The organism is Dyadobacter sp. OTU695, assembly GCF_038440355.1.
Taxonomy (GTDB): domain Bacteria; phylum Bacteroidota; class Bacteroidia; order Cytophagales; family Spirosomataceae; genus Dyadobacter.
Genome location: NZ_JASATN010000103.1, coordinates 1 through 312, shown reverse-complemented (window position 1 = coordinate 312; position 312 = coordinate 1). Strand labels below are relative to the sequence as shown.

Sequence of the window (312 nt, the reverse complement as noted above, 5' to 3'; positions counted from 1 at the left end):
TGAACAGTTGTTGACCGGTTTCAACCAGACTGAGCGGGATTACGATCTTTCGCGGACAGTGCTGGACCTTTTTGCGGGCCAGGTGAAAGAAAATCGCCCATCAGTTGCGCTTGTTTTCGAAGGGCAAACGATGAGCTACGGTGAGCTGGACGAAGCCAGTAACCGGCTAGGCCATTACCTTCGCGGGCTGGGCGTGGGCCCTGAGAGCCTGGTGGGGATCTGTCTGGAGCGGGGCATGGATATGGTAGTAGCGATACTGGGTATCCTTAAATCGGGCGGGGCCTATGTTCCGATCGACCCGGATTACCCAGT

Annotated in this window: 1 protein-coding gene; it reads left to right on the top strand. The window is 56.4% G+C overall.

From position 1 onward, the window contains the following. Positions 1-312, top strand: a 312-nt coding sequence (locus AAHB90_RS32635) for an AMP-binding protein (RefSeq protein WP_342089511.1), incomplete at both ends; no start/stop codon positions are given.